The sequence below is a fragment of the Brenneria populi genome, from assembly GCF_036016195.1.
GTDB lineage: Bacteria > Pseudomonadota > Gammaproteobacteria > Enterobacterales > Enterobacteriaceae > Brenneria > Brenneria populi.
Window position 1 is genome coordinate 479,741 of sequence record NZ_JAYWTM010000004.1, and the last position, 23,794, is coordinate 503,534.

Here is a 23,794-nt window from a genome sequence, read left to right on the forward strand (position 1 = left end):
GGATTCTATCATATTCTTCCGGTTACGTATTCGGTTTTAACCGCAGCCGCAAATCCGGCCCTATCTGGCGGACATCGATCATCGCAAACTCCGGCGCCTGGGATAGTCGGCTTACCCCCGGCAGGACGCAAAGCCCGCGCGCATCGTCCCCCAACAGCTTCGGCGCCAGATAGACGATAAGCTCGTCCACCACGCCCGCTTGCAACAAGGCGCCCGCCAGGTTCGCCCCGGCCTCTACCCATACTGAATTGATCTGCCGCTTGCCCAGCGTCATCATCAGCGCCACCAGGTCAATGCCGCCATTGTGCCGCGGCAGCGCCAGCTGCTCGACATTTTCAGGCCACGCCTGCGCATCCGCCCGCTCCCGCGCCAGCCAGACTTGCCCCGGCTGCGAAATGATGCGGTGTCGCGGCGTCACCCGCAGCCGGCTATCGACCACGACGCGCACCGGCTGCCGCAGATGCTCGGCGGGATAAACTCGCCGCGTATCCTCATCCAGCTCCCGCCAGCGTACGGTTAACGAGGGGTCGTCGGCCAGTACCGTCGCGCTGCTGCTGAGTATCGCGGCGCTCTCGGCGCGAAAGCGCTGCACATCCTGCCGCGCCTGCGGTGAGGTGATCCACTGGCTCTCGCCGGAAGCCATAGCCGTGCGGCCATCCAACGAGGCGGCCATTTTAAGCCGCACATAGGGAAAACCGGTACGCATACGCTTCAGAAAGCCCAGATTGACCTGCTCCGCCTCAGGCAGCATCAAACCGTGGCTGACGATAACGCCGGCCTGTTGCAGACGATGCAGTCCGCGCCCCGCCACCTGCGGATTAGGATCCTGCATGGCGGCGACAACGCGGGCAATGCCCGCCGCAACCAGCGCGTCGGCGCAGGGGGGCGTTCTGCCGTAATGACTGCAAGGCTCCAGCGTGACATAGGCGGTGGCGCCGCGCGCCCGCTCTCCGGCCATACGCAACGCATGCACCTCCGCATGCGGTTCGCCGGCGCGGAAGTGGTATCCTTCGCCGACGATCGCGCCCTCTTTCACTATCACGCAGCCGACATTGGGATTGGGCGCGGTAGTAAAACGCCCGCGGCGCGCCAGCTCAAACGCCCGCGCCATATACCGCTCATCCTGCGGAAGCGTTAATTCGTCCTGTGGACTTGTCATTTCCTGCGCCCCTTCTCTACCGGCGACATTCTCACCGCTTCGGCCTCAATCTTGCAAACGCGCAATCTCTTCGCCGAATTCCCGGATATCCTCAAAGCTGCGATACACCGATGCGAAACGGATATAGGCCACCTTATCCAATTTCTTCAGCGCGTCCATCACCAGATTGCCCACCATTTTGGCCGTGACCTCGCGCTCGCCGGTGGCGCGCAGCTGGGATTTAATATGGTTAATCGCCATTTCGACATCATCGGAGCTGACCGGCCTCTTTTCTAAGGCCTTAAGCATGCCGCTGCGTAATTTATCTTCATTGAAGGGTTCGCGTACGTCGTTACTTTTTATCACCCGGGGCAACACTAACTCCGCCACTTCGAATGTGGTGAAACGTTCATTACAAACCAGGCACTGCCGACGCCGGCGCACCTGAGAACCTTCACCAACCAGACGGGAATCGATAACTTTGGTATCCACAGCCGAACAAAATGGGCAATGCATAATGCGTCCTGACCAGTAATCCTTAACATAAAGACAGTTTACCCTGAATTAACAGACTAACCAAAACTCCTGATTATTGTTGCGAACTGATTCGCATGCCCCGGAAATTGAATGAAAAAACCGGGCCGCCACGGGTATGACGAACGGCGGGATGCGGGAGAGCCATCCCCTGCCATTCGAGGGATATGCCTTGCCCGCAATAGCGACTACACTGTCAGAAATCCAAGCGAAGAATTTCACGCAGGGGAAAAGAGAAATGACGACCCGATACCGTATGTTCGTTATTTTACCGGCTTTATTGGTCCTGGCCGGCTGCGCGCAACAGCGCCAGATGCCGCAGTTGCAAAATCAGGTAAGCCAGCTGAATCAGCGGTTGCAAACGCTGACCGATCAGGCCGCGGCGCTGGAACGGCAAAATGCGCTGAACGCGCAGTCAAACGCCGGAGTCTATTTATTGCCCGCGGCTGAAAATCGCGCGATATTACAGAGCGCCATCGGCCGACTCAGCGTATCGCTCGCTAATACAGAAGCCGAGGCTAACGGCACGCGCGCGCTGCTGCATATCCGCACCCTTGATGCGGCGCGGCTGCCCGCGTTCAGCGCGCGCATCGATTGGGGCCTTATCGATCCCGTCAGCGGAAAACCCTTAGCCGGCGATATGCAGACGCAGGCTTTCAGATTCCTCCCCCCGCTGCTGCCAAAAACCGAAGCCGTGATTGAGCTTCGACTCAGCGGGCTCTCCCCGGAGCAGTTGGGTTTCGTTCGGCTGCATAGCATCGTCGGCGAAGAGCAGACGCCGCCGCCCGTCGCCAGCGTCGACGCGCCTTAAACCGCGTATTGGCAGGCCGCCGTAAAAAATCGCCGGGAGCGATTTTAACGTCGCTTGCGACGGTCCGAAGGGGGACGGGCAGGAAGCCCGCCATAAAAAAATCCCCGACTGCGCGGGGATTTTATGTTGCCGAAAAGGCTGGGTATGGCGCGCCCTGCGGGCCGCCGCCGGCGTAAAGCGCGGCTTACGGCAGCAGCGAGGGTTGATCGGCGCCCTCTTTTTCGACCTTCTGCACCAGCATATGCTCGCGCTTCATCCCCAATTTCAGAGCCAGGGCGGAAGCGACGTAGATAGACGATACCGTACCAATCGACACGCCGATCAGCATCGCCAGCGAAAACCCTTCCAGCATCGCGCCGCCGAAAATATACAGCATCAGCACCACAACCAGCGTGGTCGCCGAAGTCATGATGGTTCGGCTCAGCGTCTGCGTCAGAGAAACGTTCATAATCTCATAGGGCGTCCCGCGGCGGATTTTGCGGAAATTCTCACGAATACGGTCGGAAACCACGATGCTGTCGTTCAACGAGTAACCGATGACCGACATGAGCGAGGCGACGATCGTCAGGTCGATCTCTATCTGGAAGAGCGAGAGCACCCCCATGGTGATAACCACGTCATGCGCCAACGCCAGCACCGCCCCTAACGCCAGCCGCCACTCAAAACGGAAGCCGACATAGATCAGGATACAGATTAACGCGCTGAGCAGAGCCATCCCCCCCGCCTGAGCCAAATCGCTCCCGACGCTGGGGCCGACAAACTCAATGCGTTTTACCGTCGCATGCTGTTCGGTACTCTGGTTAATCACGCCGACGACGCGATTGCCCAACTCCTGACCGGAAGTGCCGACGCTCGGCGGCATGCGCACCATCACGTCACGGCTGCTGCCGAAATTCTGCAGCAGCGGATCGTGGAAACCGGCCTGCTGTAATGAGTCGCGGATCAGATCCAGATCGGCCGGCTTTTCGAGATTGATTTCAATCACCGTACCGCCGGTGAAATCCAATCCCCAATTAAAACCCCGTACGCCCATAACGATCAGCGAAAGAATCAGCAGCGTTCCCGAAATCAAAAACGCGACGTTATCCCAACGCATAAAGTCATAGACCCGGCGTCCATAGTTCAGTTGTTCAACAGTATAATCCTGTGCCACAACGCACTCCTCAGATAGACAGCTTGTTAATGCGTTTGCCGCCGTAAAGCAGGTTAACGATGGCACGAGTACCGACGATCGCCGTGAACATCGACGTTGCTACCCCGATAGCCGTGGTGATGGCGAAGCCTTTGATCGAACCCGTACCGACAGCGTAAAGGATCACGGCGGTAATCAGGGTGGTCAGGTTGGCGTCCACAATACTGGAAAACGCGCCCTTATACCCTTCATGAATCGCCTGCTGAACGCTACGTCCGTTTTTAAGCTCTTCCTTGATGCGCTCGTTAATCAATACGTTGGCATCAACGGCCACCGCCAGCGTCAACACGATGCCGGCGATACCCGGCATGGTCAGGGTGGCGCCCGGCAGCAGCGACATAATCCCCACAATCAGCACCAGGTTAGCCACCAGCGCCGTCGTCGCGATGACGCCGAACTTACGGTAGTAGACCACCATGAAGACGATTGAGGCGATCAGGCCCCACAGGCAGGCTTCCAGCCCCTGGGTGATGTTCTGCATCCCCAATGTCGGCCCGATGGTGCGCTCTTCCACAATCTGGATCGGCGCAATCAGCGCGCCGGCGCGCAGCAGCAGGGAGAGCTGGCGGGCTTCGTTCGGGTTATCGATACCGGTGATGCGGAAGCTGTTGCCCAGGCGCGACTGAATCGTCGCCACGTTGATCACTTCTTCCTGTTTCTCCAGTATCGCGCGGCCGTTGGCGTCTTTCTTACCGCTGTCTTTATATTCAACGAACAGCGTCGCCATCAGCTTGCCGATGCTGTCTTTGGTGAAGTTAGACATGGTGTTGCCGCCGGCGCTATCCAGCGAAATATTCACCTGAGGACGGTTGTATTCATCATTGCTCGACGTAGAGTCGGTGATGTGATCGCCGGTCAGAATCACGCGTTTAAACAGCACCACCGGCGCGCCGTCGCGCATATTTTTCACTTCGGAGTCGCCCGGCACGCGCCCATTGGCGGCGGCCGTCGCATCGGCGTCGCTGTTGACCAAGCGGAATTCCAGCGTGGCGGTCGCCCCCAGAATTTCTTTCGCCCGGGCGGTATCCTGAATGCCCGGCAGCTCAACCACGATCCGGTCGGCGCCCTGGCGCTGAACCAGCGGTTCGGCGACGCCAAGCTGGTTAACGCGGTTACGCAGGATATTGATGTTCTGCTGCACCGCATATTCGCGCGCTTCGCGCAGGCGCTCATCGCTCATTACCGCGCGCAGCAGGTTGCCGCCGCTGGCACCGATCACCAGATCGCGATGGCGCGGAGTCAGGTAGCTCACGCCTTCGTCACGCGTCTGCGCATCGCGGAAACGGACTTCAACGCCGTAGTTATCGGCTTTGCGCACCGCGGCGTATGGAATGTTTTTCTCACGCAAATCGCTGCGCAAAGCGTCCATCGATTGCTCTTGCAGCTTACCCAGCGCGGTATCCATATCCACTTCCATCAGGAAGTGAACGCCGCCGCGCAAATCAAGCCCCAGCTTCATCGGCTCGGCGCCTAAAAGACGCAGCCATGTCGGGGTCGCGGGCGCGAGGTTAAGCGCCACGACGAACTTGTCGCCCAGCTCATTCAACAGCGCCTCGCGGGCGCGGAGCTGTATGTCCGGGTTGGAGAAGCGAGCCAGAATCGCACCGTTTTCCAATGCAATCGACTTACTGGTGATGTTTTGCTCTTTCAATACATTTTGGACTTGGATCAGCGTCGCCTCGCTGGCGGCGGTTCCCCGCGCGCCAGTGATTTGCACCGCCGGATCCTCACCATACAGGTTGGGAAGCGCATAGAGCAGACCGATGACCAAGGCCACGATCAGCATCAGGTACTTCCACAAAGGATAACGGTTTAACACGGCAGTTCCCTTCGGGAAAATCGGAAATTACAGGGCTTTGATTGTGCCCTTCGGCAGCACGGCAGCCACGAAATCACGTTTGATGACAACTTCATTGGTCTCGTTCAGGGCAATGGCGATATAGCCGGTTTCAGACACTTTCGTCACGCGCCCGACCAGGCCGCCGGTCGTTAACACTTCATCGCCCTTGCTGATGGAATCCATTAGCTTTTTGTGTTCCTTGGCGCGTTTTTGCTGTGGGCGCAGAATCATAAAGTAAAAAATCAGACCAAATACGGCCAACATAATAACCAGAGAGTACGGGCTTCCCTGAGCCGGAGCGCCAGCCGCTGCTACAGCATCGGAGATAAAAAGACTCATTTATATTTCCTCTTTGTTATCAAAAAGATAAGTTATAGGTATGACAAAAGTGAATAATGAAAATCACATCAATACTGGCCGTCAGTCGCTATTCGCAACGCCTTTTTCAGCAAGCGGCGGAACCGGTTTGCCTATCCGCTGGTAAAAATCCGCCACAAAGCGATCTAATTTACCCTCTTCGATGGCCTGACGTAAACCCGCCATCAAGCGCTGATAATAGCGCAAATTATGTATGGTATTGAGCCGCGCGCCGAGTATTTCATTGCAGCGGTCAAGATGATGCAAGTACGCGCGGCTGTAATTGCGGCACGTATAGCAATCGCAATGTTCGTCAAGCGGCCTGACATCATCCTTATGCTGCGCATTACGGATTTTAACCACGCCGTCGGTGACGAATAAATGACCGTTACGCGCGTTGCGCGTCGGCATGACGCAGTCGAACATATCAACGCCGCGCCGTACGCCTTCCACCAAATCTTCGGGCTTGCCGACCCCCATCAGATAACGCGGCTTATCCGCCGGGATCTGCGGGCAAACATGCTCCAGAATACGGTGCATATCTTCTTTGGGCTCGCCCACCGCCAAACCGCCCACAGCGTACCCATCAAAGCCAATGTCTACCAGTCCTTTTACCGATACGTCGCGTAAATCTTCGTAAACGCTGCCCTGAATAATACCGAACAAGGCGTTCTGGTTATCCAATTCGTCAAAACGCTGACGGCAACGCTGCGCCCAGCGCAGAGACATCTCCATCGAGCGCTTGGCATAGTCCCAGTCGGCCGGGTATGGCGTACATTCGTCAAAGATCATCACCACGTCGGAGCCCAGGTCGTGCTGAATCTCCATCGATTTTTCCGGGCTAAGGAAGATCGCGTCGCCGTTGATGGGATTGCGGAAATGCACGCCTTCTTCGGTGATCTTACGGATATCCCCCAGGCTAAAGACCTGAAAACCGCCGGAGTCCGTCAGGATCGGGCCGTGCCACTGCATGAAATCATGTAAATCGCCATGCAGTTTCATAATCTCTTGGCCCGGACGCAGCCACAGGTGAAACGTATTTCCCAGCAGGATCTGCGCGCCGGTATCCTTGACCTCTTCCGGCGTCATCCCCTTCACCGTGCCGTAGGTTCCCACCGGCATAAACGCCGGAGTCTCCACCACGCCGCGGGCAAAAATCAATCTGCCGCGCCGGGCGCGGCCATCGGTTTTTTGTAATTCGTACTTCACTTAGCCTCCAGCATCAGAAAAACAGTCTGATGTTGATATTGATAATGCCGGATAAAACGCCTGACAGAGCCTGGTCTGCGGCATGTGTATAAACTCAGGAGCCGATCCGCTCCTGTTCGGCATGCGGGTTGCGCGTAATAAACATGGCGTCCCCATAGCTGAAAAAACGGTACTGCGCGGCGACCGCCTGGCGGTAGGCCGACATGGTGTGCCGGTAACCGGCAAAAGCCGACACCAGCATAATAAGCGTGGATTCAGGCAGATGGAAATTGGTCACCAGAGCATCGATAATCCGGTAATGATAACCCGGATAAATAAAGATCCGAGTGTCGCCGAAAAAAGGCGCGATCGGCGCGTTCCGGCTGGCTTGCGCGGCGCTTTCCAGCGAACGCACGGAGGTGGTGCCGACCGCCACCACTCTGTTGCCGCGCGCTTTGCAGGCCAATACCGCGTCCACAACGTCCTGCGGCACTTCGGCGTATTCGGCGTGCATCACATGCTCTTCAATGGCATCGACCCGCACCGGCTGGAATGTCCCCGCCCCGACATGCAACGTGACGAACGCCATTTCCACCCCCTTTTCGCGCAGGGCGGCCAGCATGGGTTCATCAAAGTGCAAACCGGCGGTGGGCGCCGCCACCGCGCCGGGACGCTGGCTGTAGACCGTCTGATAGAGCTCGCGGTCGGACTCTTCATCCGGCCGATCAATATAAGGCGGCAGCGGAATATGGCCGATATCATTCAGAATCGACAGCACATCGCGCGGATCGTCGAAGCGCAGCTCAAACAGCGCGTCATGGCGAGCGGTCATCGTCGCCCTGACGCTGTCGTCATCGCCCAGCAGCAGTTCAGCGCCGGGCTTCGGCGCTTTTGACGCCCGCACATGGGCCAGCGCCCGATGTTCATCCAGCACGCGTTCGATCAGCACCTCCAGCTTGCCGCCGCTGGCTTTCCGCCCAAACAGCCGGGCCGGGATCACGCGCGTATTGTTAAACACCAGCAGGTCGCCGGCCTCCAGCTTGTTCAGTAAATCGGTAAATACGCCGTGCGTCAGATCTCCCGTCGGCCCGTCCAGCGACAGCAAACGGCAGCCGCTACGCTGAGCCTGCGGATAATGGGCAATTAATGATTCAGGAAGTTCAAACGAAAAATCGGCAACACGCATGACAATTCACTTAGCTGTTTTATACTCGTCATACTTCAAGTGGCATGCGCCTTGGCTTTCCTGCGACTCGAATTATTTAGAGTATGTACGTTGAAAAAGGGCGGCCTAGTCTAGAGCCGCAAGCGCATAGCTGCAAGAAATAAGCACTCGGCGGGCGGAATGCATTATACTTGCCCGATGAATTTTCTCGCTCATCTCCATTTGGCCGCGCTGGCCGACAGTTCGCTGCTCGGCAATCTGATGGCGGATTTCGTCCGCGGCGACCCCCAGGACAGCTATTCCGACGATGTCGTGGCCGGCATCCGCCTGCACCGCCGGGTCGATACGCTGACCGACGGCCTGCCGGAAGTGAAGCAGGCCCGGCGATATTTCAGCGCCGATTACCGGCGCGTCGCGCCCATTACGCTGGATGTATTGTGGGATCACTTTCTGGCCCGCCACTGGCTCCAGTTGGAGCCGCAGACCCCGCTCGCTTCGTTCGTCGGTCTGGCGCAGTCGCAAATCACGCCGCACCTGGCGCACACGCCCGATCGCTTTCAGCATCTGAACCGCTACCTCTGGCCGGAGCGCTGGCTGGAACGCTATGCGGAACTGCCGTTCATTGCCGATGTGCTGCACAGAATGTCGGTTCGCCGTCCCAAACTGGCGGCGCTTTCCGGATCATTCGGCGATATTGAACAAAACTATCCTCAATTTGAAACGCTTTTCTGGCAGTTTTATCCAAGAATGATGAAGCTGGCGCAAACGCGGAAAATTTAACCGTATGAGCGATAAGTATAAAATTATGATATAAACCGCCTATTAGTTCGATAGCTAAAAGCTATCTTAGCGATTGGTCTCTTTACCTGTATTCGCGCCGGCAAAGCCCCTATAATCACTAGTGCTTTTCCATCCATCCATCACTAACGAAAAAATTACAGGAGTAATTATGGTCCTGGTAACGCGTCAAGCCCCTGACTTCACCGCCGCGGCCGTGCTCGGCAGCGGCGAAATCGTTGAAAATTTCAACCTGAAAAAACATATCAACGGTAAAGCGGCCGTGATCTTCTTCTGGCCGATGGATTTTACCTTTGTTTGCCCGTCGGAACTGATCGCCTTCGATCATCGCTACGCTGAATTCCAGCAGCGCGGCGTTGAGGTGGTCGGCGTTTCCTTCGACTCCGAGTTCGTGCATAACGCATGGCGTAAAACGCCGGTCGATAAAGGCGGCATCGGCGAAGTGAAATACGCCATGGTTGCCGACGTTAAGCGTGAAATCCAGAAAGCCTACGGCATCGAACATCCGGACGCGGGCGTTGCGTTGCGTGGCTCATTCCTGATCGACAAAGAGGGCGTGGTGCGCCATCAGGTCGTCAACGATCTGCCGCTGGGCCGCAACATCGATGAAATGCTGCGTATGGTCGACGCCCTGCAATTCCATGAAGAGCACGGCGAAGTGTGCCCCGCTCAGTGGGAAAAAGGCAAATCCGGTATGGGCGCCTCCCCGGACGGCGTAGCAAAATACCTGTCTGAAAACGCGGATAAGCTGTAATTCCCCGCGCTAAAGGCCGGCTGGTTAAGACCGGTCGGCTTTTAGCGGCGATTCGGCCGCCGCCATGGCGGCCTGACTTCTTCTCTTCCTTTCTTATCTATTCAATCCGTTTCGCCGCCATCGCAAGATTAAACCGCAAAAGGTTGACTGCGCGCGGCAATTCTTTAGCCTTAACACCGATCCGATTGACTGAAACGCGGGAGAACGCATGCAACAAGATTTGGCGCTGTGGCTGGAAAACGAGGGAATACAACACGCCGGCATTATTGCCCTGCTCATTGTTTTAGGGCTGATATTGTTGATTTCGGCCGTGATCCATCTGCTCTTTCATCAGGTCGTTTTAAAAAGGGTCGTATTACGCTCTCTGCATACCGCGGACAACGCGCCTGGCCTGAAGCAAGCGTTAACGCGACACCCTCTTTTTAATCGCCTGGCCTTTCTGTTGCAGGGCATTATTCTCAATATCCAGGTTATCGTATGGCTGCCTCCGCAAAGCGAAACCCGCGAAGCGCTGGCGATCTGCTCACAGGTGTGGATTATGATTTTCGCACTGCTTGCGCTGTTCTCGCTGCTGGATATCCTGTTGACCGTTTCCGCGCGCGCCAAAGTGGCGGCACAGCTCCCGCTGCGGGGGATTTTTCAGAGTCTGAAGCTGATTGCCACCATTGTTATCGGCATCATGGTGATCTCGCTGTTGATCGGGAAATCCCCCCTGATCCTAATCAGCGGCCTGGGAGCCATGACCGCCGTGCTGATGTTGGTTTTCAAGGATCCGATCATGGGGCTGGTGGCGGGTATCCAGCTCTCCGCCAACGATATGCTGCTGCTGGGGGACTGGCTGGAAATGCCGAAATATGGCGCCGACGGCGCGGTAATCGACATCGGGCTGACAACGGTGAAGGTCAAAAACTGGGATAATACCATCACCACCATCCCCACCTACGCTCTGATATCGGATTCGTTTAAAAACTGGCGCGCCATGTCGGAATCCGGCGGACGCCGCATCAAACGCAGCGTCAATATTGATACCACCAGCGTACATTTCATGACCGAGGAAGAGCTGCGGCGGCTGCTGCGCAGCAGGCTGCTGTCACCCTATATAGAGAATAAAACCAATGAGCTGAAGCAATACAACGCCCAATCGGACCTCGACCTCGCTTCGCCGTTGAATGGACGCCGGTTAACCAATCTGGGCACATTCCGCGCTTATCTGCACGCCTATCTGCTTGCGCACGCCGGTATCCATAAAGGCATGACGCTGATGGTGCGCCAGTTGGCGCCGACGCCGGAGGGGCTGCCGCTGGAAATTTACGCCTTTACCAATACCACCGCCTGGGCGGAGTATGAAAGCATACAGGCGGATATTTTTGATCATATCTTCGCCGTTCTGCCTGAATTCCATTTGCGCGTTCATCAAACGCCGACGGGGCATGATATGCAGGCGTGGGCAAAACACGCGGCTTCCACTGATTAAAGCGCCGCCGGGAAAACCCCACGGGGATGCCTTCGGTCGCATCCCCGCATTTATCTCAAACTAAGCGCTAGCGCCGTTGACGTCGCTGCTTAACCATATAGCCAAGCAGCAGCAGCACAATCCAGATAATGCCGACATACAGCGAAATGCGCGTATCCGGGAAGTGGCCGATCAGCGCGATAATAAAGAACAGGAAAACAATGCCGAACAGGGAGGTAGCCACCCCGCCGCGCAGCGGGAACGCCAACGCCTTCACCTCATCCCGGCTTAGGCTGCGGCGAAAGGCGATCTGGGAGAAGAGGATCATTATCCATACCCAAACGGTGGCGAACGTCGCCAAAGAAGCGATAACCAAAAACACCTTCTCCGGCATGATGTAATTCAGATATACCGCAATCAGCAGCGCCAGCATCATCACCAGCACCGTCACCCACGGGATCCCGCGTTTGGAGATCTGGGTGAAAACCTTCGGCGCGTGGCCCTGTTCCGCCATACCGTGCAGCATACGCCCGACGCCAAACACATCGCTGTTGATGGCGGATAGCGAAGCGGTAATCACCACAAAATTCAGGATGCCGGCCGCGGCGGTGATCCCCATATGCTGGAACGTCAGTACGAACGGGCTGCCGCTGGTGCCCACCTGGTTCCACGGGTAAATCGACATAATCACGAACAGCGTGCCGACGTAGAATACCAGAATACGCCAGGGTACCGAGTTAATGGCGCGCGGAATGGATTTCTTCGGATCCTGGGCTTCCCCCGCCGTAATGCCGATGATCTCGACCCCGCCGTAGGCGAACATCACCAGCTGTAACGAGAGGATCATCCCCATCACGCCGTTACTGAAGAATCCGCCGTTGGTCCACAGGTTGTGAATGCCGGTGGGCTGGCCGCCGTTGCCGATGCCCCAGACGATAATCCCCACCCCGGCCACAATCATGACGATAATGGTCGCCACCTTAAAGAAAGAGAGCCAGAACTCCAGTTCGCCAAACACTTTGACATTCATCAGGTTGATGGCCCCGATGATCAGCACCACGCTAAGCACCCACACCCAGTGCGGCACGGCCGGGAACCATACCCCCATGTAAATGCCAAACGCGGTGACATCGGCGATGGCGACAATCAGCATTTCGAAGCAATAAGTCCAGCCGGTAATATAGCCGGCCAGCGGCCCGAGATAATCCTGAGCATAGCGGGAAAAAGAGCTGGACTGCGGATTGTGCACCGACATTTCGCCCAGCGCGCGCATAATGATATAAGCGATAGCGCCGCCTATCAGATAGGCCAGCAGGACGCTGGGCCCCGCCATCTGGATGGCGCTGGCCGAACCATAAAAAAGCCCGGTGCCGATCGCCGATCCCAAGGCGATAAAGCGGATATGCCGCGTACTTAACCCACGCTTGAGCTTAGTGGATTGTTGTTCCATAAATAAGCAACCCTGTTAAAAAAGAAAAACCACAGACTCTGGTCTGTGGTGCATAAATCACGATCATCGCGCTATTGGCGTACGGTGACTTCCTGGCGGCCACATAGCCTATCGTAAATAGCCGCCGCCAGTAAAACCAGCAATGACGGCGGCAGCCAGGCAAGATCCTGGCCGCTTAACGGCAGGTGCAGGCTCCACTCGGGCAGCAGCGATTTAAAGTGCGATGATTTTATCCCATCAATAGTACCGAATAACAGGCTGACCAACATAACCGGCGCCACGATACGCGAGCGGCAATGCCACCAGGAGCGCGTAAAGCTCAGCAAAACCAGCACGATACAGGGCGGATAAATCGCCGTCAGCACCGGGATGGATAGCTGGATCAAATGGCTGAGGCCCAGGTTCGACAACACCATGGAGAAGCAGCCCAGCGCAAATACCAGCGTACGGTATGAGAACGGCAGATACTGAGAAAAGAACTCGGCGCAGGCGCAGGTCAGGCCAACCGCCGTTACCATACAGGCAATGAAAATCAGCAATGCCAAAAAGCTGCTTCCCATGCCGCCAAATGTATGCTGGACATAGGCATGCAGAATTTCGGCGCCATTCTGAGCTTCCGGCATGAGAACGCCGCTGACGGAGCCGAGCTGGAATAAACTCAGATAGACCAGCATCAGGCCGACGCCGGCGATAAGGCCGGCCCATATGGCGTAACGCGTCAGCAGCCTGGGCTCCTCAACGCCACGCGAGCGGGCGGCATTCACGATAACGATGCCGAACACCATCGCCCCCAGGGTATCCATCGTGAGATAGCCATTCACAAAACCGTTGGAGAACGGCACATGCCGATAGGTTTCAATCGCCGAGAGAGGCGCACCGGCGGGCAGCAGCGTCGCGGCAATGCCCAGAACCGCCAGGGCGGCGATTTTCAGCGGAGCCAGCACATGTCCGACGGTATCCAGCAGTCGCCCCGGATAGAGGGAAATGGCGATGACGATAGCAAAGTAGATCAGACTGTAAATCAATAGCGGCGCGGCGCTATTCCCTAACAGCGGCGCAAGCCCGACCTCAAACGATACCGTGGCCGTACGCGGCGTGGCGAAGAGCGGGCCGACCGCCAGATAACAGACCGTCGCCAAGACCACCCCCGCCTTTTTACCGATCGGAGAGCTTAATGCGTCAATACCGCCGCCGACGCGCGCCAGCGCAATCACGGTTAGAACCGGCAATCCCACGGCGGTAAGCAAAAAACCGACCGCGGCGATCCAGACGTGTTCCCCCGCCTGCAGCCCGATCATGGGCGGAAAAATAATATTTCCCGCGCCGACGAACAAGGCAAAGGTCATGAAACCCAATGCGATGATATCTTTGGATGTTAAACGATGACTCATAATTATTTCGTGTTGCCTGTATAACCAGAGAATAAGAAGAAAAAGCCGCGCTGCGAATCAGCCGCCGTCGGTTACGACGAAAGCGTCGGGGAAAATTTATAAAAATTGTAGGTTATCGCGCAGCCGTATTGCGGGCTAAGTAGAACGTTTATCGCGACAAAAGACAAGGCGTAGGCTAAAAAGCAGAGTTTTAAACTAAAATAGTGGAAATTTATGGAAAATAATGTCAATTATAGAGATTTAGCCGATACATGATTTGTGCATTTATTGGCATGTCATTGCTTCAAATCGACAAAAAATGCTGAAATTTCGCAGGCAACAGCCATAACAATGACTTATTGATAAGACGCCAGCGGGGCGCGCGATGGCCTTTGCAACGGGCCGGATCTGCTTAACGGCGGGAAGGCGCGCCGACCGCCGGCAAATCCAGCTGAAGACGAGCCCGGCGGCGCGTCTCTTCCGGCAGCGGCAAATAGCCGTCCCGACCGACCAGCGCCTGCCCCTCATCCGATAAAATCCGATCCAGAAACGCCGCGGTCAGCGCTTCCAACGGCTGGTCCGGCGCCTTGTTGACGTAGATATAAAGATAGCGGCTATAGGGGTAGCGCCCGCTGCGAATATTCTCGATGGAGGGATAAACGTAGTCCGCGCCTTGCGACGCCAACGGCACCAGCCTTACCCCGCTGGTAAGGAACCCGACGCTGGCATAGCCAATCGCATCGGTCGAGGCGGAAATAGCCTGAACCACAGACGCGGAGCCGGGAAGTTCATTAACCTGAGGCAGAAAATCGCCGCCGCACAGCGCCCGCTGCTTAAAAAAGCCATAGGTGCCGGAAGCCGAATTTCGTCCATAGCGCGCAAGCGATCGTTTTTCCCAACCGCCGCTCAGCCCCAGATCGCGCCAGTTTTTTACCGATTGATGCCCGCCGCAGCGGCGGGTAATGGAAAAAACCGCGTCTAGCTGAGATGAATCGAGTCCCGGCAGCGGATTATCCTTATTGACCATAACGACCAGCGCGTCCATCGCCACCGGCACCGCCAGCGGCGCATAGCCGTAGCGCTGGACAAAGGCATCGATCTCGCTGGCCTTCATCGCCCGGCTCATCGGCCCCAGCTGTGCGGCGCCCGACGCCAGCGCGGTCGGCGCGGAAGAAGAACCCGCCGCCTGGATCTGTATGTTTACGCCGGGATAGCGCTGGCTGAAATCCGCCGCCCAGAAAGACATCAGGTTAGCCAGGGTATCCGAGCCCGCGCTGGAAAGGTTGCCCGCCAGCATTTGGCGCGGCTGCGCCGCGCAGAGGCAGCTGAACCATAATAGGGCGACGCCCGCGGCGATCTTAACGGCGGATTTCATGAATAGCATTATTCCGTCAGGCTAAAGGATTCGCCGTATTCTCGGCCACGGAGGCGGGAACAATCAACCTGTTCGGCAGGATAAACGCAAAACGCGAGCCTAAACCATCCTCGCTCATCACTTCCAGACGGGAATCATGGTGACTCAGCGCATGTTTCACAATCGCCAGTCCCAGCCCGCTGCCGCCGGTCTGCCGCGAGCGCGCCTTATCGACACGATAAAATCGTTCCGTCAAACGCGGCAAATGTTCCGCGGCGATCCCCGGTCCGTTATCGCTGACCAGAAACTGCGCGCCCTGAGGCGTTTTCTGCCAGCTAACCTCTATGCGGGTTCCCGCCGGGGTATGGTTAACGGCGTTATAGACCAGATTGGAAACGGCGCTGCGCAGCTGTTCCTCATTGCCGAAAACCTGAAGATTTTCATTTACGCGAAAAACAATCTCGTGACGTTCCTGGCTCAATGCCTGGGCCTCGCGCTGCAGTACCCGCAGCATCAGCGGCATATCGACTTTTTCGCTCAGATCGATGGCGGCGGCGGCTTCAATGCGCGACAGAGTTAAAAGCTGTTTGACCAATCCGTCCATGCGCCGCGTTTGCTCCTGCATGGTATTCAACGCCTTGTCGCGCAGAGCGTCGTCCAGCGTTTTATCCTGCATCATTTCCAGATACCCCTGCAGCACGGTCAAAGGCGTGCGCAGCTCATGGCTCACGTTGGCGAAAAAATTACGTCTCGCGCCTTCCAACTGGTGCATCTGCGTAACGTCGCGCACCACCATCATCAACTGCCCTTCGGAATAGGGCATAACGCGAAACTCAACATGATGAGAGTTATTCAGCTGCAGCATTAGCGGACGGCTGAAATCTTTTCCTTTCAGATAGCCGGCGAATTCAGGATAGCGCAACAGGTTGAGGATATTCTGCCCGCTGTCTTCCGGCCAGCGTAAACTGAGCAGGTGCTGAGCCAGGCGGTTACACCAGAAAATGGCCCCCTCTTCGGTGGTGATCACCACCGCATCCGGCAGCGATTCGGCCCCGCTGCGAAAGCGCTTGATCAAGAGCGCCAACTCGCGACGCCGCCGACGGTTGCGCAGCTGCATCTGATACAGGCCGTAGAATAGGGGTTCCCAGCTCCAGCGGCCGGGCGGCGGAGTCATACTGCGATCGACCCACAGCCAGTAGGAAAGTTTAAGCTGATTATAAAAGTTCCAGCACAGTACGATCAGAACAGCAGCCAGTAGAAACCAGGGCAGATAGCCAAAGATCAGCCCCAGCAGGAGCGCAGGCAGACAAAAAAAAGCCAGCTCCAACGCCAGCCTCTTCCATGATAGACGTTCTAGCACGTTGATGTTTCTCCGGTACGACAACCTTCAATAGCGCGTTGAAAAACGGTATCCCGTTCCCCGCACGGTCTGCACCATTTTATCATGGCCGCTGGTCTCCAACGCCTTACGCAGTCTGCGGATATGGACATCAACGGTGCGGTCTTCAACATAAACGTTAGTGCCCCAAACGTGATTGAGCAACTGTTCGCGACTGTAAACCCGTTCAGGATGCGTCATAAAGAAGTGCAGCAGCTTAAACTCCGTTGGCCCCATATCCAGCGCGAGCTCTTCCGTCGTTACCCGATGAGAGGAGGGATCCAGACTCAATCCGCGCATTTCAATCACTTCTTCGACCGCCATGGGGGAGATGCGGCGCATCACCGCTTTGATGCGCGCCACCAGCTCTTTGGGCGAAAAAGGTTTGGTGATGTAATCATCCGCGCCCACCTCAAGCCCGCGCACCCGATCTTCCTCTTCACCGCGGGCGGTCAACATAACAACGGGGATATCGCGAGTCAGCGCTTCGCGCTTCATATGCTTGATAAATTGCAGGCCCGATCCGCCCGGCAGCATCCAGTCCAATAGCACCAGCTCCGGAAAAGGTTCTGACAGTTGTGTGACCGCGCTGTCATAATCTTCTGCTTCTACTGGCTGGTAACCATTCTGTTCCAGCACAAAACAGACCATTTCACGAATCGGTGCTTCATCTTCCACGACTAATATGCGTCTTGCCATTGTTAATCCTGTCGTTAATCATCGTCGCCATTATCATGCGCAAAGCATTATGCGTCAGTTTTATGACAGATTTATGAAAAAAACGCCGGGAGCGTTTTTCCGCGTCACGCAGTGACGCCCCGCAGGGCAAGCCCCAGGGATGGGGCGAGTAAAAAAACGCCGGGAGCGTTTTTCCACGTCACGTCGTAGTGCCCCGCCTTGCGGCATATCTTCGCGCCGCTTTCCAAAGCCGTTTTTTCACCAGGACAGGCCGGCATACGGCTGTTTATACTAAACGGCACCGCAATGACTTAGCGCTCAAGGAGTTCCATGCGTATTATTCACACCGCCGACTGGCATCTGGGGCAATATTTTTACACCAAAAGCCGCGCAGCCGAGCATCAAGCCTTCCTGCACTGGCTGATCGCCCAGGTCGAGCTGCGTCAGGTGGATGCAGCAATAGTAGCAGGAGATATCTTTGATAATGGCTCGCCGCCCAGCTATGCGCGGGAAATGTATTACCGCTTCGTTGTCGATCTGCAGCGAACAGGCTGCCGTCTGGTTATCCTGGCCGGCAACCATGATTCCGTCGCTACGCTGAACGAATCGCGGGATCTGCTGGCCTTTATGAATACCCAGGTTATCGCCGGCGCCGACGACGATCTCGAAAAACAGGTGCTTGTGCTGGAAAATCGTCAGGGACAGCCCGGCGCCCTACTGTGCGCGATCCCTTTTCTGCGGCCGCGCGATCTGACGACCAGTCAGGCCGGGCAGTCCGGCGATGAAAAGCAGCAAAAACTGCAGGACGCCATCACCGCGCATTACCAGCGGTGTTACCGGCTCGCCTGCCGGAAACGCGAGGAATTGGAGTTACCGCTGCCCATCATCGCCACCGGTCATCTCACCACCGTCGGCGCTACCGCCTCCGACTCGGTGCGCGACATTTATATCGGCACGCTGGATGCCTTCCCGGCGCAGGCATTCCCTCCGGCCGACTATATTGCGCTCGGGCATATCCACCGTCCGCAGCGCGTGACGAAAAGCGAGCATATCCGCTACAGCGGCTCCCCGATTCCGCTGAGCTTCGACGAGTTAGGCAGCGACAAATCCGTTTGTCTGGTCAGCTTTGAGCCGGACGCTCCGCCGGCGATAGAAACGCTGCCCATCCCGATAACGCAGCCGATGCGGCTTATCAAGGGCGATCTGGCCGATATAGAGCGCCAGCTTGCCGCCTTTCATGATTATCAGGGCGAGAAAACGGTGTGGCTGGATATTGAAATCACCACGCAGGAGTATCTCAACGATATGCAAAAACGCATTCAGGCGATAACCGACGGCCTCCCCGTCGAAGTGCTGCTATTACGCCGCGCCCGCGACCAGCGCGCGCAGACGCTGGTTCGGCAGGAGAAAGAGACGCTGAACGAGCTGACGGTGCAGGATGTGTTTGCCCGCCGGCTGGCGGCGGCCGAGGGGCTGGAAGAGAGCCGCCAACAGCGCGTGCGCGCGCTGTTCGATCGGGTTATTGACGAATTGGAACAGGGTGAGCGCGCCGAATGAAAATACTCAGCCTGCGATTAAAAAATCTCAACGCTCTGAAAGGCGAATGGAAAATCGACTTCACCCGCCCCCCTTTTTCCGGTAACGCTCTGTTCGCCATCACCGGCCCGACCGGCGCGGGGAAAACCACGCTGCTGGACGCCATTTGTCTGGCGCTGTACCACGAGACTCCGCGCTTAAAAAGCATTTCCGCCAGCCAGAACGAGTTGATGACCCGCAACGCCGCGGAGTGCCTTGCCGAAGTGGAGTTCGAGGTCAAAGGCGTCGGTTATCGCGCGTTCTGGAGCCAGCGCCGGGCCAGAAACGCCCCTGACGGCAATCTGCAAACCCCGAAAGCGGAACTCGCGCGTATCGATGACGGCAAGATACTCAGCGAAAAGCTCACGGAAAAGCTGAACATGACCGCCGAGATCACCGGGCTGGATTTCGGCCGATTCACCCGGTCGATGATGCTGTCGCAGGGGCAATTCGCCGCCTTTCTGAATGCGGATGCCAATGAGCGCGCCGAGCTGCTGGAAGAGCTGACCGGCACCGACATTTACGGCCTCATTTCCGAGCGCGTTTTCGAGCGGCACAAACAGGCGAAACTGGCGTTAGATACGCTACAGGCGCGCGCATCAGGCATTGAACTGTTGAATGACGAACAGCGCCAATTGCTGGAAACGCAGCTGTCATCATTAACGCAACAAGAGCGGACGCTTATTGCCGAGCGAGAGCAAGCGCTAACTTATCAGCGCTGGTTTGAGCAACAGGATAAGCATCGACAATCGCTCTCCGCCACTAAGGCCCAGCGCGACGCCGCGCACGCGGCCATCCGCGAGGCGCAGCCGCAGTTGGAACGGCTGGCGCAAAATGAGCCGGCGGAAAAACTCCGTCCCTTCCAGCAGAACCGGGAGCGCTATCGGCAGGAGTCCGACTCGCTGTCGCAGCGCATAGCCGAGCTGCAACGACAGCAAAAAACGCAGCTATCCGCCGTAACCGACTTACGCCGGCAGGAAGAGCTGGCCCTGCAGGAGCTGCGTCGGCATGCCGATTACCGCCAGCGGCAGGAGGCGCTGATACGCGAACGAATTATTCCGCTGGATCTCCAGATAGACAGCCTGCGGCAGCAGGGCAACAAACAGCGGCAGGAGTTGGAACAGGCGCAAAAACGCCGTCAGGATGAGCAGCGCAAACTGGCGCAGGCCGCAGAGCAGCACCAGCTAACCCAGCAACGCATCGAACAGCTTGATCTCTATTGCCGGCGGCACCCGCATCATCAACACTGGGGAGAAAACCTTTCCCTGTGGCGCACGCAGTTTCAGCGCCAGCGGCAGCTTGAACAAGAGCAGGAGATTCTGCGGGAAAAACAGGCGAACTCTGCGCAGCAGTCGGAGCAGCTCCATCAGCAGGCGCTTCAATTAGCCGCTCAGCATGCCGAACAGCAACGCGAAGCCGATCGCATTCAGCGGCAGTTCGCCCAGCATCAGCAAACGCGGCAACGGCAGGAGCAGCAGCAGCCAATCGCCGACCTGCATCTGCAGCTCAGCCAGTCTATTTCGCTGCGTCCCGACCGTCAGCAGTTAGCCACCCTTAGCGCATTATTCCAGCGGCTGATCGACAACCGCCGCCAGTTGGAGGCCCAGTTGGCGCAGACACAGACGCAGAGCGCGCAGTTGGAGGCAATGCGCAAACAACAAAGCCTGACGTATGAACAGCGTCACCAGCATTTGACCGATCTGGATAAACAGCACCAGTTGGAAAAGCGCATCGTTCAGTTGGAACAGGAGAGAGAGCGGCTCCAGCCGGGCGAAGCGTGCCCGCTATGCGGCTCGACCCACCACCCGGCCGTCGAGCGCTATCAGGCCATACGGCCATCGGAGACCGAACAACGCCTGCTGCAGCTACGCCAGGAGGTCAGCGCATTGGAAAGCGCGCTGGCGCGCACCGAAGCGCAATATGTTTCTTGCCGCCAGCAGCGCCAACAGCAGCAGCAAACCCTGACAAACACGGGCGAAGAGTATCAACGGCTGCTGCGGCAGTGGCAGGATGTCAGTGAGCGCTTACAAGGGGGGGTCACGCCCGAACAATCCGCCGAGATAGCCGCGTGGCTGGCGCAGAGCGAAGCGCGCGAGCAGCGCATGCAACAGCAAATTTCGCTTCATGAGCAAATACAGCGGCAGTGGCAGGAAAGTAAGGACTCGCTGACCAATGCGAAGGAGCTGCTGCAACAGACGGCGCAGCGAATAGCGCTGAATACCCAGCAGCAAAACACGCTGAAAACCGCGCAGGACGAACTGGCGCACGCCCTGCAACAGACGTTGGCGCAGCAGACGCAGTATCGGCAGGCGCTGGAGCAGGCACTGAGCGATTTCGGCCTGGGCGTGCCGCCTCTCGCCGAGCAATCCGCCTGGCTGACGCGGCGCGCCGAAGAGTGGCAGAAGTGGAAAGAGATTGAACAGGAGCGCCAACAGCTATCGAACCGGCTGACGGCTTCGGCGGCCGAACGCCGGCATCTCACGACATCTCTGCAGGAAACGGAGCAACATCTGTTGACGTTGCAACAGCAATATGAAGCGCAGACGCAGGCGCTGGAAACGGCCCGGCAGCAGCGGCGACAGCTTTTTGGCGACCAGCAGACCGCGGATGTCGACAGCCAACTTCGTCTGCGCAGCCAGCAGTATGAGCAGGCCGGCCAGCAGGCGCAGGAGCAGCGCCAGCAGGCGGAAACCGCGCTGAGCCGCATCGCCGGCGAATTAACCAGCGTTCAGCGGCAGCAAGCCCGCGCCAAGGATTTATTCCAGCAGGCGGCGCAAGACTTCACCCAGGCTTTGCGAAACAGCATCTTTGCCGATGAGGACGCATTTCAGCGCGCCCTGCTTGATGAACAGGAGAGAAACGCGCTGCGCGACCGGCAAGAGACGCTGCGCCAGCGGCTGCAGCAAACCGACGCGCTTTATCAGCAGGCGGAGCAGCTAGCGGACTCGCACCGGCGGCAGCGTCCGGAAAAACTGGCGGCCGACGCCGCCCTGCCCTCGATACAACGCGCGCTGATCGAATGTGACGAGGCGTTGAAAACCAATCTTCAACAGCAGGGGGAAATCAATCAACAATTAGCCACCGACCGGCGCTACCGTCGGAATCAGCAGGAACTGCTGAGCGAAATCGCGCAAAGCCGGCAGAACTATGACGACTGGAGCTGTCTGAACGAACTGATCGGTTCGCAAAAGGGCGATAAATTCCGTAAATTCGCCCAGGGTCTGACGCTCGACCATCTGGTCTATCTGGCCAACCTGCAGCTTGCCCGCCTGCACGGCCGCTATCTCCTGCAACGCCAGATCGACGACGAACTCAAGCTCCAGATTGTGGATACCTGGCAGGCCGACGCCATCCGGGACACCCGCACGCTGTCGGGCGGGGAAAGTTTTCTGGTCAGCCTGGCGCTGGCGCTGGCGCTTTCCGACCTGGTGAGCAATAAAACCAGCATTGATTCCCTGTTTCTGGACGAAGGTTTCGGCACGCTGGACGCCGAAACCCTGGACGCCGCGCTGGACGCCCTGGATAACCTCAACGCCTCCGGCAAGACCATCGGCGTCATCAGTCACGTCGAAGCCATGAAGGAGCGGATTCCGGTGCAGATTAAGGTGGAAAAAATTAATGGCTTGGGTATCAGTCGTTTAGCGCCGGATTTCGCGGTGTAGTTTACATTCTGAAAAATGAATACGCGTATTTTATCCGACACACGCGGGCTGAATTCGCTATGATGCCCGCTTCATCAATGAACCTGCGTGTAGACCTGCACGCCCAGTCAGAGATAACACCATGCTGTGGTTTAAAAATTTAATGATTTACCGCTTAAGCCGGGAAAGCGCCTTCTCCGCCGACGAGATGGAAAAACAGTTAAGCGCGTTTGCCTTTACGCCATGCGGCAGTCAGGACATGATGAAGACGGGTTGGGTGTCGCCGATGGGCTCCCACAGCGATGCGCTGACGCATGCCGTCAACGGCCAGATCGTCATCTGCGCGCGCAAGGAGGAGAAGATTCTGCCCTCCCCGGTCATTAAGCAAACGCTGCAGGCCAAAATCGAGCGGCTGGAAGCGGAACAACACCGCAAGCTGAAAAAAACCGAAAAAGACGCCCTGAAAGACGAAGTGCTGCATAGCCTGCTGCCGCGCGCCTTCAGCCGCTTCAGCCAAGTCTGGCTGTGGATCGATAGCGTCAACGGCCTGATTATGGTCGATGCCGCCAGCGCCAAAAAAGCGGAAGACACGCTGGCGCTATTGCGTAAAACGCTGGGGTCTTTGCCGGTGGTGCCGCTGACCATGGAAAACCCGATAGAGCTGACGATGACCGAATGGGTGCGCGCCGGCGAGCCGCCGGCGGGCTTCGCCCTACAGGATGAAGCGGAACTGAAAGCGATTCTGGAAGATGGCGGCGTTATCCGCTGTAAGAAACAGGATCTGGTATGCGACGAAATCGCCGTCCATATCGAAGCCGGCAAGCTGGTCACCAAACTGGCGCTGGACTGGCAGGAGCGGGTTCAGCTGGTGCTGGCGGACGACGGTTCGCTGAAGCGCCTGAAGTTTTCCGATACCCTGCGCGAACAGAACGACGATATCGATCGGGATGATTTCGCTCAGCGTTTCGACGCCGATTTTATTCTGATGACCAGCGAGCTGGCCGCGCTAATCAGCAATCTGGTCGAAGCGCTGGGCGGAGAGGCGCAGCGCTAGCCTCGCCATAAAATGCTTCGATCTAAAAACGACGCCCGCCGTTTACACCGCCGCGGCGGACGTC

General features: G+C 57.3%; 19 protein-coding genes. 7 read left to right on the forward strand and 12 right to left on the reverse strand.

The features are described from left to right. Positions 1-22: 22 nt before the first annotated feature. Both ribD and nrdR read right to left on the reverse strand, forming a co-directional pair. A complete protein-coding gene (gene ribD / locus VSX58_RS07010) occupies positions 23-1,159 on the reverse strand; it encodes a bifunctional diaminohydroxyphosphoribosylaminopyrimidine deaminase/5-amino-6-(5-phosphoribosylamino)uracil reductase RibD (protein WP_327617462.1) in 1,137 nt (378 codons plus the stop codon). Between the two features lie 45 nt (positions 1,160-1,204). After that, positions 1,205-1,654: a transcriptional regulator NrdR gene (nrdR, locus tag VSX58_RS07015; RefSeq protein WP_327612697.1), complete on the reverse strand. Its 450-nt coding sequence runs from the start codon at positions 1,652-1,654 to the stop codon at positions 1,205-1,207. Between the two features lie 256 nt (positions 1,655-1,910). Between nrdR and VSX58_RS07020 the strand changes: the two genes are divergently transcribed. After that, positions 1,911-2,483 carry a SadB/YajI family lipoprotein gene (locus VSX58_RS07020; RefSeq protein WP_327617463.1) on the forward strand — a complete coding sequence of 191 codons (573 nt, stop codon included), beginning with the start codon at positions 1,911-1,913 and terminating at the stop codon, positions 2,481-2,483. A 184-nt stretch (positions 2,484-2,667) separates the two neighbouring features. Here VSX58_RS07020 and secF read toward each other — a convergent pair whose 3' ends face one another. The 5 genes from secF to queA form a co-directional block, all read right to left on the reverse strand. Next, positions 2,668-3,636 carry a protein translocase subunit SecF gene (gene secF / locus VSX58_RS07025; RefSeq protein WP_327612695.1) on the reverse strand — a complete coding sequence of 323 codons (969 nt, stop codon included), beginning with the start codon at positions 3,634-3,636 and terminating at the stop codon, positions 2,668-2,670. Between the two features lie 10 nt (positions 3,637-3,646). Further along, positions 3,647-5,494 carry a protein translocase subunit SecD gene (gene secD, locus VSX58_RS07030; RefSeq protein ID WP_327617464.1) on the reverse strand — a complete coding sequence of 616 codons (1,848 nt, stop codon included), beginning with the start codon at positions 5,492-5,494 and terminating at the stop codon, positions 3,647-3,649. Positions 5,495-5,521: 27 nt separating this feature from the next. Continuing rightward, the gene (yajC, locus tag VSX58_RS07035; protein WP_327612693.1) at positions 5,522-5,854 is read right to left on the reverse strand and encodes a preprotein translocase subunit YajC; all 333 of its coding nucleotides are present in this window, start codon (positions 5,852-5,854) and stop codon (positions 5,522-5,524) included. An 81-nt stretch (positions 5,855-5,935) separates the two neighbouring features. After that, complete coding sequence (gene tgt / locus VSX58_RS07040) at positions 5,936-7,081, reverse strand: tRNA guanosine(34) transglycosylase Tgt (protein WP_327617466.1); 1,146 nt, start codon at positions 7,079-7,081, stop codon at positions 5,936-5,938. 94 nt (positions 7,082-7,175) lie between these two features. Further along, positions 7,176-8,246 carry a tRNA preQ1(34) S-adenosylmethionine ribosyltransferase-isomerase QueA gene (gene queA, locus VSX58_RS07045; protein WP_327617467.1) on the reverse strand — a complete coding sequence of 357 codons (1,071 nt, stop codon included), beginning with the start codon at positions 8,244-8,246 and terminating at the stop codon, positions 7,176-7,178. Between the two features lie 177 nt (positions 8,247-8,423). Between queA and VSX58_RS07050 the strand changes: the two genes are divergently transcribed. The 3 genes from VSX58_RS07050 (at position 8,424) to VSX58_RS07060 (ending at position 11,251) form a co-directional block, all read left to right on the forward strand. Next, entirely contained in the window at positions 8,424-9,005 is a 582-nt protein-coding gene (locus tag VSX58_RS07050) for an acyl carrier protein phosphodiesterase (protein ID WP_327617544.1), read from the forward strand. A 169-nt stretch (positions 9,006-9,174) separates the two neighbouring features. After that, complete coding sequence (locus tag VSX58_RS07055; protein ID WP_327612690.1) at positions 9,175-9,777, forward strand: peroxiredoxin C; 603 nt, start codon at positions 9,175-9,177, stop codon at positions 9,775-9,777. Between the two features lie 208 nt (positions 9,778-9,985). Further along, positions 9,986-11,251 (forward strand): mechanosensitive ion channel family protein, encoded by a 1,266-nt coding sequence (locus VSX58_RS07060; protein WP_327617468.1) that lies wholly within the window; start codon positions 9,986-9,988, stop codon positions 11,249-11,251. A gap of 67 nt (positions 11,252-11,318) precedes the next feature. On the opposite strand, the gene proY is transcribed toward VSX58_RS07060, so the two are convergent. The 5 genes from proY to phoB all read right to left on the reverse strand — a co-directional run bounded on the left by proY (position 11,319) and on the right by phoB (position 17,481). After that, positions 11,319-12,680, reverse strand: coding sequence for a proline-specific permease ProY (proY, locus tag VSX58_RS07065; protein WP_327617469.1), 1,362 nt, complete (start codon positions 12,678-12,680; stop codon positions 11,319-11,321). Between the two features lie 71 nt (positions 12,681-12,751). Continuing rightward, on the reverse strand, positions 12,752-14,071 hold the full coding sequence (gene brnQ / locus VSX58_RS07070) for a branched-chain amino acid transport system II carrier protein (protein WP_327617470.1): 1,320 nt from the start codon (positions 14,069-14,071) through the stop codon (positions 12,752-12,754). 391 nt (positions 14,072-14,462) lie between these two features. Next, positions 14,463-15,425, reverse strand: a complete 963-nt coding sequence (locus VSX58_RS07075) for a PstS family phosphate ABC transporter substrate-binding protein (RefSeq protein WP_327617471.1) — start codon at positions 15,423-15,425, stop codon at positions 14,463-14,465. 16 nt (positions 15,426-15,441) lie between these two features. Beyond that, entirely contained in the window at positions 15,442-16,764 is a 1,323-nt protein-coding gene (phoR, locus tag VSX58_RS07080) for a phosphate regulon sensor histidine kinase PhoR (RefSeq protein WP_327617472.1), read from the reverse strand. A 27-nt stretch (positions 16,765-16,791) separates the two neighbouring features. After that, positions 16,792-17,481, reverse strand: coding sequence for a phosphate response regulator transcription factor PhoB (gene phoB / locus VSX58_RS07085; protein ID WP_327612684.1), 690 nt, complete (start codon positions 17,479-17,481; stop codon positions 16,792-16,794). 309 nt (positions 17,482-17,790) lie between these two features. Here phoB and sbcD point away from each other — a divergent pair, with 309 nt between their 5' ends. The 3 genes from sbcD (at position 17,791) to rdgC (ending at position 23,730) form a co-directional block, all read left to right on the forward strand. Continuing rightward, the gene (sbcD, locus tag VSX58_RS07090) at positions 17,791-19,017 is read left to right on the forward strand and encodes an exonuclease subunit SbcD (protein ID WP_327617473.1); all 1,227 of its coding nucleotides are present in this window, start codon (positions 17,791-17,793) and stop codon (positions 19,015-19,017) included. Continuing rightward, on the forward strand, positions 19,014-22,697 hold the full coding sequence (locus VSX58_RS07095; RefSeq protein WP_327617474.1) for an AAA family ATPase: 3,684 nt from the start codon (positions 19,014-19,016) through the stop codon (positions 22,695-22,697). Before sbcD ends, VSX58_RS07095 begins: the two co-directional genes overlap by 4 nt. A 121-nt stretch (positions 22,698-22,818) precedes the next feature. Next, positions 22,819-23,730 carry a recombination-associated protein RdgC gene (rdgC, locus tag VSX58_RS07100; RefSeq protein ID WP_327612681.1) on the forward strand — a complete coding sequence of 304 codons (912 nt, stop codon included), beginning with the start codon at positions 22,819-22,821 and terminating at the stop codon, positions 23,728-23,730. Positions 23,731-23,794: the final 64 nt, after the last annotated feature.

Coding starts and splice junctions, on each gene's coding strand:
- VSX58_RS07050 (WP_327617544.1), top strand. CDS start 8,424: ATGAATTTTCTCGCTCATCTCCATTTGGCCGCGCTGGCCGACAGTTCG.
- nrdR (WP_327612697.1), bottom strand. CDS start 1,654: ATGCATTGCCCATTTTGTTCGGCTGTGGATACCAAAGTTATCGATTCC.
- phoB (WP_327612684.1), bottom strand. CDS start 17,481: ATGGCAAGACGCATATTAGTCGTGGAAGATGAAGCACCGATTCGTGAA.
- sbcD (WP_327617473.1), top strand. CDS start 17,791: ATGCGTATTATTCACACCGCCGACTGGCATCTGGGGCAATATTTTTAC.
- ribD (WP_327617462.1), bottom strand. CDS start 1,159: ATGACAAGTCCACAGGACGAATTAACGCTTCCGCAGGATGAGCGGTAT.
- VSX58_RS07095 (WP_327617474.1), top strand. CDS start 19,014: ATGAAAATACTCAGCCTGCGATTAAAAAATCTCAACGCTCTGAAAGGC.
- VSX58_RS07060 (WP_327617468.1), top strand. CDS start 9,986: ATGCAACAAGATTTGGCGCTGTGGCTGGAAAACGAGGGAATACAACAC.
- rdgC (WP_327612681.1), top strand. CDS start 22,819: ATGCTGTGGTTTAAAAATTTAATGATTTACCGCTTAAGCCGGGAAAGC.
- proY (WP_327617469.1), bottom strand. CDS start 12,680: ATGGAACAACAATCCACTAAGCTCAAGCGTGGGTTAAGTACGCGGCAT.
- yajC (WP_327612693.1), bottom strand. CDS start 5,854: ATGAGTCTTTTTATCTCCGATGCTGTAGCAGCGGCTGGCGCTCCGGCT.
- VSX58_RS07020 (WP_327617463.1), top strand. CDS start 1,911: ATGACGACCCGATACCGTATGTTCGTTATTTTACCGGCTTTATTGGTC.
- VSX58_RS07075 (WP_327617471.1), bottom strand. CDS start 15,425: ATGAAATCCGCCGTTAAGATCGCCGCGGGCGTCGCCCTATTATGGTTC.
- queA (WP_327617467.1), bottom strand. CDS start 8,246: ATGCGTGTTGCCGATTTTTCGTTTGAACTTCCTGAATCATTAATTGCC.
- brnQ (WP_327617470.1), bottom strand. CDS start 14,071: ATGAGTCATCGTTTAACATCCAAAGATATCATCGCATTGGGTTTCATG.
- VSX58_RS07055 (WP_327612690.1), top strand. CDS start 9,175: ATGGTCCTGGTAACGCGTCAAGCCCCTGACTTCACCGCCGCGGCCGTG.